This is a genomic window from Alcanivorax sp. HI0044 (assembly GCF_001634945.1).
On the sequence record NZ_LWEZ01001947.1, the window covers coordinates 20042 to 28190 of the forward strand.

The 8149-nt window shown below is 58.5% G+C and carries 9 protein-coding genes and 1 pseudogene; 3 read left to right on the forward strand and 7 right to left on the reverse strand.

All coding sequences use genetic code 11. The features are described from left to right. Complete coding sequence (locus A3730_RS28925; protein WP_231880741.1) at positions 1 to 1494, forward strand: C13 family peptidase; 1494 nt, start codon at positions 1 to 3, stop codon at positions 1492 to 1494. A 24-nt stretch (positions 1495 to 1518) separates the two neighbouring features. Here A3730_RS28925 and yjgA read toward each other — a convergent pair whose 3' ends face one another. Then, positions 1519 to 2058, reverse strand: a complete 540-nt coding sequence (gene yjgA / locus A3730_RS28930; RefSeq protein ID WP_063521363.1) for a ribosome biogenesis factor YjgA — start codon at positions 2056 to 2058, stop codon at positions 1519 to 1521. A 35-nt stretch (positions 2059 to 2093) separates the two neighbouring features. Between yjgA and pmbA the strand changes: the two genes are divergently transcribed. Next, the gene (pmbA, locus tag A3730_RS28935) at positions 2094 to 3449 is read left to right on the forward strand and encodes a metalloprotease PmbA (RefSeq protein WP_063521364.1); all 1356 of its coding nucleotides are present in this window, start codon (positions 2094 to 2096) and stop codon (positions 3447 to 3449) included. Between the two features lie 56 nt (positions 3450 to 3505). Continuing rightward, positions 3506 to 4252, forward strand: a complete 747-nt coding sequence (locus A3730_RS28940) for a BPSS1780 family membrane protein (protein WP_063521365.1) — start codon at positions 3506 to 3508, stop codon at positions 4250 to 4252. Between the two features lie 86 nt (positions 4253 to 4338). On the opposite strand, the gene mgtE is transcribed toward A3730_RS28940, so the two are convergent. The 6 genes and pseudogenes from mgtE to A3730_RS28970 form a co-directional block, all read right to left on the reverse strand. Next, entirely contained in the window at positions 4339 to 5703 is a 1365-nt protein-coding gene (gene mgtE / locus A3730_RS28945) for a magnesium transporter (RefSeq protein ID WP_063521366.1), read from the reverse strand. A gap of 105 nt (positions 5704 to 5808) precedes the next feature. Next, complete coding sequence (locus tag A3730_RS28950) at positions 5809 to 6078, reverse strand: HPr family phosphocarrier protein (protein ID WP_007150503.1); 270 nt, start codon at positions 6076 to 6078, stop codon at positions 5809 to 5811. A gap of 63 nt (positions 6079 to 6141) precedes the next feature. Continuing rightward, positions 6142 to 7002 carry an RNase adapter RapZ gene (rapZ, locus tag A3730_RS28955; protein ID WP_063521369.1) on the reverse strand — a complete coding sequence of 287 codons (861 nt, stop codon included), beginning with the start codon at positions 7000 to 7002 and terminating at the stop codon, positions 6142 to 6144. 106 nt (positions 7003 to 7108) lie between these two features. Further along, entirely contained in the window at positions 7109 to 7582 is a 474-nt protein-coding gene (gene ptsN, locus A3730_RS28960) for a PTS IIA-like nitrogen regulatory protein PtsN (RefSeq protein ID WP_007151552.1), read from the reverse strand. 15 nt (positions 7583 to 7597) lie between these two features. Next, entirely contained in the window at positions 7598 to 7897 is a 300-nt protein-coding gene (gene hpf / locus A3730_RS28965; RefSeq protein ID WP_007151194.1) for a ribosome hibernation-promoting factor, HPF/YfiA family, read from the reverse strand. Positions 7898 to 7936: 39 nt separating this feature from the next. After that, positions 7937 to 8149, reverse strand: a pseudogene (locus A3730_RS28970) (RNA polymerase factor sigma-54); the annotation flags it as partial.

Here is an 8149-nt window from a genome sequence, read left to right on the forward strand (position 1 = left end):
TTGCTCGTATCGCTCGTGTTGCTGGCCGCCTGTGATCCGGTGCAGTTGCCGGCTGATGTGCGTTTGCCCGATGGTGCCGTGTATGAGGGCGATATCGAGGATAACCTGTTCCATGGCCATGGCAGCCTCACCTGGCCCGGTGGTCGGCACTATGAAGGAGAGTTCCAGAACGGGTTGATGGCAGGTGAAGGTCGCCTGGAGAGCCGTAACGGCTGCGTTCAGGAAGGGCACTTTGTTAACGGCGTTTTGAACGGCGAAGGGACCTATACCTGCCAGGATGCCTCCTACCAGGGGCAGTTCAAGGACGGAGAGCTTATCAAGGGTTCGGTGACGTATCTGGACGATAATTCCTACCAGGGGGAGTTCCGTGATTTTCAACCGCACGGGAAGGGGCTCTGGGTCACCGCATCAGCCGAACAGTTTGAAGGCACCTTTGCCGACGGTTACATGGTCAAGGGGACTTACCGTAACGAGGAAGGTTACCACTATCAGGGCGAGTTCGATTTCTTCACCTTTGAAGGCAAAGGGGAACTGACCCGTCCGGATGGCGTGGTAATTCATGCGTCTTTTGAAAACGGCCATGCGGAAGGCCCGGGGACGCGCACGCGGCCCAGTGATGAGGGCAAGCCCGTGGTGGAAAAGGGCTTTTTTGTGCAGGGCGATTACTACCCCAGTGAAAAAGCCTGGCGGCAGCGCAAGCAGCAGCAGGCGGCGGCCATGGAAGCGCGGTTGTATACCGAATCCAGCCGATTACAGTCTGTCTTGTCCTCGTTGGCGCCCCAGCGGCCCGGTGTGCGCGATGTCTATTTGCTGGTAGTCGGCGGTGACGGCACCGAAGCGGTGTTTGCCCGTGAGGTGGACTGGGTGGCGGAACGGTTGGGCTCGGTGTTTGATTTGAAACGTCGCCATGTCCGCTTGATCAACGGTGGTAGTGATGAGCTGCCTTTGGCCACCCGCACCAGTGTGCAGGAGAGTCTCAAGGCGCTGGATGCCTTGCTGGACCCTGAGGAAGATTTATTGCTGGTGCATTTTGTCAGCCATGGTGCCCGTAACGGTGATCTGCTGCTGGATGATAAAAGCCTCAAGCTTAACAACCTCGCCGTGACCGATGGCAAGCAGTGGTTGAATGGATTGTCTGCCCGGCATCAATGGCTAATCGTGTCTGCCTGTTATTCCGGCAAGTGGGTGGAAGGCCTGGCGTCGCCGGAGCGGGTCGTGTTTTCCTCTGCGGCGGCGGATCGCACTTCGTTCGGTTGTGGCGATGATTCCGAACGGACCTGGTTTAGCAAGGCGTTATACGGCGAAGTGATGGCAGCCGGGATCAATGATCCGCAAGCCTGGTTCGAAGCAGCCAACGAAAAAGTGTCGCTGATGGAGAAAGAACAGGGCATCGAAGGTGACGCCCATTCCCAGCCACAGAAAGCCGTGGGTGAGCAGTTTTTACGTTGGTGGCAAGCGGATAAAACAGCCCTGATGGTACCGGAGCGGCGTTGATATCGCTTTGGATTACGTGCCGAGTCAGTACAGCGGTGCGGTTTTATCCAGCTGGTTGAGGTAATTGATTAGCTTGCGTCGCTCGCGCTTGAATTTTTCCTTTTCCGCAGGCGGTGCAGCAGCGGGGTCTTTCACTCGCGCTTTCAGGGCGTTACGCGTCAGGTTGCGCAGTTGCTGGCGGTCGCCGTGGGGAAAGAACTCCAGAATTTGTTGCAAGGTGCTTTCCGCATCTTTGGGTTGCTCGCAGGCCGCAATCTGCTCCACCCAGTTGCTGAGGCGCTGCTGGCGAAAAGGGTCATTGAGGAGCTCCAGCGCCTGAATGATCTGTTCGCTGTTGGTTTCGCGAATGAGCCGGCCGATGTATTGGGCATGACGGCGGCGTGCTTCGTGGCTGGTGATGCGTGTGGCTTCAACCAGCGCGTATTGCAGATCGTCACGCAATGGCAGGCGCTCTCGCTCCACCTGTTTCATGTCCATCAGTAACAGACCCAGCTCTTGCAAGGCATTGTCTTCGCGTTTTTGCTGGCCCTTGCTGGTGATCTGGTCGTCGCTATACTCGGTCATAACTGTTTAATACCCATCAATGGAACCGCTATTTTATGTCTGATTCCTCCGCAACGACAGCCGAACTCGATAATACGCAGCTACAACAGGCCAAAGATACGGCTGCCTGGCTTATAGAAGAGGCCAAACGACAGGGGGCCGATGCGGCGGAAGTGGGAGTCAGCCTGTCCCAGGGCTATTCAGTCAATGTGCGGCAGGGGGAAGTGGAAACGGTGGAATTCCACCGTGACCGAGGTGTGTCGGTGACAGTGTACAAGGGGCAGCGCAAAGGTCACGCCAGTAGCTCCGATGATAACCGCGACAGTTTGCGGGCGACCCTGGCCGCCGCCACGGCCATTGCCGGCTACACCGAAGAAGACCGTTATGCGGGGCTGGCGCCAGCGGCGGATCTGGCAAAGGAAGTGACAGACCTGGATCTGTATCACCCCTGGGCCATGGATACCCAGTCTGCCATTGAGCAGGCATTGCGTTGTGAAACCGTGGCCCGTGACGATGCGCGCATCGTCAATTCCGAAGGTGCCTCCGTCAATAGCGGGTCCAGCCTGCGGGTGTATGCCACCTCGGAAGGGTTTTTGCACGGCTACCGTGGCACCCACCACAGCCGTGTGTGCAGTGTGGTGGCGGAAGATGAGGCCGGTATGCAGCGCGATTACTGGTATGACGGTGGGCGTGTGGGGGATCGCCTGGCGTCTGCCGAAGCGGTGGGTGAGCAGGCCCGTGAGCGCGCCCTGGCGCGGTTGGGTGCTGAGGTGCCGCAAACCGGTGAGCTGCCGGTGATCTTCGCCCCGGAAGTGGCGTCGGGTCTGTTGGGGCATCTGGTCTCTGCGATCAGTGGCGGGGCACTGTATCGCCGCAGTTCTTTTCTTCAGGACAGTCTGGGCAAGGCGGTGTTACCGGCCGGGTTTCAGCTCACGGAAAACCCGCACCTGGCGGCGGGTAATGCGTCTGCGCCCTTCGATGGTGATGGCTTGCCCACCCGGGCTCAGGCGTTTGTGGAAGACGGTGTGCTGAAACAGTATGCGCTGGGCTTGTACGCCAGCCGCCGTCTGGATATGGCGCCCACCGGCAATGGTGGGGGGGTGCGCAATGTACGCATTACCGATACCGGTGATTCGCTGGCTGCACTGATGGCCAGGGTGCCGAAGGGTATTCTGATCACTGAAGTCATGGGCCAGGGCATCAATCTGGTGACCGGAGACTATTCTCGCGGGGCAAGCGGTTTCTGGTTTGAGAACGGTGTCATACAAGGTGCACTGCAAGAGTTTACTATTGCCGGTCATCTGGGGGAGATGCTGTTAGGTATTCAAGGTAGCGGCACGGATGTGGACTATCGCGGCAATATTGCCTGTGGGTCCCTGTTGTTGTCGCCTGTCAAGATTGCCGGTCGCTAATTTGCCCTGGTGTGATTCGTTTATTTTTTGACTCGGGAAAGGGAAGGAACCAGCTAATGAGTGATATGAATCCGTATCAACAGCCGCAATCGGATGTGGCCAACGCGGCGCCGGCCAGCGCCAATGAATTCACCATCATCGCGCCACGGAAAATCAGTGTGGGGGATGCCATGGGCTGGATTGGCAAAGGCCATGGCATGCTCAGTGGGCACTGGGGTGTGGTGCTTGGCGCGCTGGTCGTGACGGTGCTGATCACTTCTGCCTTGCAGATCATTCCGCTTCTGGGCGCGATTGCCCAGATACTGCTGACGCCGCTGCTGTATGCGGGCATCGTGAAAATCTTTCATCGTATCGATACGGAAAACCGTTCTGATTTCTCGGACCTGTTTGCCGGGTTTTCTGATCGTACCAATCCATTGATCATGACCGCCGTGGCGCAGTTTGTGGTGCTGCTGGTGGCGGGTGTCGTATTGGGCGGCCTGTTTTTCCTGCTCGGCCGTGACGGCAGTACTGCAGCTATCGTGGTGCTTGGCCTGTTAGCCACGGTGGCCATGTTTGTCTTCATGTTCCTGTTTTACTTCGCCGTGCCGTTGATCTTCCTGGGGCAGAAAGGGGTGGTTGATGCCATGAAGCTGAGCCTGGATGCCTGCCTGAAAAATATTATTCCCTTCATCGTTTATACCCTGGTGATCTCCCTGATCCTGGTGGTGGCGGCGATTCCGCTCCTGTTGGGGTGGTTGTTCGTGATGCCGATTCTGGCCGGTGCGTACTACGTATCGTTCAAGCAGCTGTTTGTGGAATAAGTGCTGCAGCAGAAGGTGATGCACAAAAAAGGCGCCGCATTCGGCGCCTTTTTTGTTGTTGTGGGCCAATGAAGGCCGGTGTCTTGTTACGTTAGCAGGTGTGCATACAGCACCGTGGCCAGGCCGAGGAAAGCAAAGAAGCCGACAATATCGGTAATGGTGGTCAGCACCACGGACCCGGCCAGGGCCGGATCAATGCCCAGCTTCTTCATGGTGATGGGCAGCAGGGCGCCGGCGCTGGCCGCCATGACCAGGTTGATCACCATGGCGGCGGCGATGACCAGTCCGAGGTTGGGGTCGTTGAACCACAGCCCGGCGGTAATGCCGATCACGGTTGCCCAGAGCAGGCCATTGATCGCGCCCACGGACAGTTCCTTGAACAGCAGGTAGCGGGTGTTGTTGGACTGGATCTGGCCCAGCGCCATGGCGCGGATGACCAGAGTCAGTGTCTGGCTGCCGGCAATGCCGCCCATGCTGGCCACGATGGGCATCAGGATGGCCAGCGCCACCACTTTTTCCAGGGTGGCTTCGAACAGGCCGATGACGGCCGAGGCGGCGAGCGCGGTCAGCAGGTTGATACCCAGCCACAGGGCCCGGCGCCGGGCGGTTTGCCACACGGAGCCGAAGGTATCTTCGTCTTCATCCAGGCCGGCCATGCTCATCAGTGAGTGATCCGCTTCTTCGCGGATTACGTCAACCACGTCATCAATGGTGATCCGTCCCACCAGCATGCCGTCTTCGTCCACCACCGGGGCGGTTACCAGGTCGTGGCGTTCGAAGATTTTTGCTACTTCGTGGGCGGGCAGGGTGGCGGTAATGGATTCCGTGTCGGTGATCATGGCTTCACGCACGGTGGTGCCCGGGTCGCTGATCAGTACCTTGGTCAGCGGCAGCAGGCCGATGAACTGGTTTTTCCGGTTCACCACGGCCAGGTTATCCGTGGTGCGAGGAATTTCGCCGCGGCGACGCAGGTAGCGTTGAACAACTTCGAAGGTGATCTCCGGGCGCACGGTGATCACGTCCGTGTTCATCAGGCCACCGGCGGTGTCTTCCGGGTAGCTGAGCACATGCTCCAGCCGTTCGCGGTTCTGTTCGTCCAGGCTGGCCATCACCTGGGAGGTGACATGGTCCGGCAGCTCTTGCAGCAAATCCGCCAGGTCATCCGTGTCCAGTTCTTCTACCAGCGATACCAGTTCGTCAGTGGACAGGTTGCGCAGCAGTTCTACCCGGACCTCTTCGCCCAGGTATTGCAGGACTTCGGATTCCTGATCTTTATGCAGCAGCTGCCAGAGAATTTCCCGTTCCCGTGGCGGGGAGGATTCCAGTAAATGTGCCGCTTCCGCGCCGGGCAAATTGTTGATCAGCTGACGTACCTGGGTATAGGTACCGCTGGCCAGGGCGCGGTTAATGGCTTTTAAATGCTGTTGGCTACGGCTGCTATCGGCGGGCATGGCTCCTCCTTGCTGGAAGAGAGTTTACACGAGGCGGTGTGAAGGCCGAAGCGTGGCCGGTGGGATGGCGGTAAAGAGTGGTAAATTCCCCGGTGATTCGCGGGTTTACTCGCCTTCGTCGAAACAGCGGGCGAACAGGTCTTCCAGTTCGTCCATGGCGTGTTGTTCGTCTTCCCCTTCCACCTGAAAAGTGACGCTACTGCCTTTCGCTGCGCCAAGCATGAGCAGGCCCATGATGCTTTTTGCGTCGATGGTCTGGCTCTTGTGCAGGACCAGAATGCGGCTGTCGTAGCGGGAGGCCACGCTGACCACTTTGGCGGCCGCGCGGGCATGCAGGCCGAGTTTGTTGATTACGTCGAGTTTTTTTTCAATCATCGGGCGTCTTGTGGTCAGAAGTGATCTGAAAGGGAAAATGCCGGGTGTCAGGCCATGGTTGCCTTATTGCTCTCGGGGGAGTTCCCGGTGGCGAACCTGAAGCGCAATGCCTTTGTCGCGCAGGGTCCATGCCAGCTGCTCGGTGATAAAGACTGAGCGATGGCGCCCGCCGGTGCAGCCGATGGCGACGGTCACGTAGCTGCGATCACTGTGGGCAAACGCCGGTAACCAGCGCACCACGAAATCGCCGATGTCCTTGAGCATGTCGTGACTGGCCTGATGCTGGCTGAGGAAATCGATGATGCAGTCATCCTTGCCGGTAAAGGGGCGCAGGTCTGCATGCCAGTGTGGGTTGGGCAATACCCGTACATCGAACACCAGGTCCGCGTCGGTGGGCAGGCCATTCTTGAAGCCAAAGGATTCCAGCTGCAGAGACAGGGCGGCTTCACGGTGGGCCACCCGCTCGCGCATCAGGTTGCGCAGGGTGTGGACGTCGTGGTTGCTACTGTCGATAACCAGGTCGGCGCGCTGGCGGATGTTGGCCAGCAGTTCCCGTTCATGGCCGATGGCGTCGGCCAGTGAGCGCTCGCCAGTGCCCAGCGGGTGGCGACGACGGGTTGCGCTGAAGCGGGTCTGCAGGGTGTGGTCATCCGCGTCCAGGTAGACGATTTCACTGTGTACCTGCTGTTCGTTCAGGGCTTCAAGGATGTTGTCGAAAGCCAGTAACTGGGCGGGGAGGTTGCGGGCATCAATGCCCACAGCGACCCGTTCAATCGGAGGCTCGCCCTCGCTGAGCTGTTTCGCCAGTGTCGGCAGCATGCCGGCGGGCAGGTTGTCGACACAATAAAATCCCTGGTCCTCCAGCGCTTGCAGTGCGGTGGTTTTCCCGGACCCGGAACGGCCACTAATAATCGTGAGTTTCATGGTTGCACCGCTGGCACGCCACACGCAGCGCGCTGGCACGCAAGATGGATAGACAAGGTGGCGTTTGGGGCGTGTTGCATGATGCGTGAAAGCCTGTTGCGTTCCTTCATGATGCCAGTCGCAACTCCGCTTCGGATTCTACGGCAGTCTGGTAGAGGTGCTGGTTGTCTGTGCTGTGGCGCAGTTCGGCGCGGTAGCTGTCGTCGTTGAACAGGGATGCCAGGTGGCTAAGTGTCTTGAGGTGCTGTTCCGGGTTGTCCTGGGGGACCAGCAACACAAACACCAGGTCCACGGGGTGCCCGTCAACGGCGTCGAAATCGATGGGGCTTTCCAGTTTCAACAACAGGCCGACTGCTTGCTGGCAATGTCCGAGCCGGCAGTGGGGAATGGCAATGCCTTCGCCAATGCCTGTGGAGCCCAGTTTTTCCCGGGCGACCAAAGCATCGAAGACCTCCTGTTCATTGAGGCTGTCACAGCTGGCCGCGGCCAGCTGTGCAACCTGATCGAGCAGTTGTTTCTTGCTGCTGGCCTGCACGCCGTGATGGGTGCGGGCCAGAGTCAGTAGTTCGCGAACTCGCATAATTGTCGCTTTGGGTTAGTGACCGTGCTTGTGGCTGACGGCCTTTTCCTTGTGTTTGAGAATCTGGCGGTCCAGCTTGTCCGTCAGTTTGTCGATCGCTGCATACATGTCTCCGGCCTCAGCGGTGGCGAAGACATCGGCCCCGGAAATATGGATTGTGGATTCGGCTTTATGGGTTTTCGGTTCCGGAGAGAGAATAACCTGGACGCTGGTGATTTGATCGAAGTGGCGCTCCAGGCGGGAGAACTTATCACCCACATAGGCACGCAAGGCATCGGTAATATCCAGGTGATGACCGCTGATATTAATTTGCATGGCTGGCTCCTTTACCTGTTTGGGATCCGTCCTGGCGCCCTACACCAAACGCTTGCGGGCGCTGGAAGACGGTATTCGCATCGCCTCTCTGTATTTGGCGACGGTCCGGCGCGCTACATTGATTCCCTGCTCATTCAGCAAGCTGGCCAGCTTGTTATCGCTGAGCGGCTTGCGGGGATTCTCGGCAGCGACCAGCTTCTTAATAATGGCACGAATAGCGGTGGAGGAACACTCACCGCTATTCGTGCCATT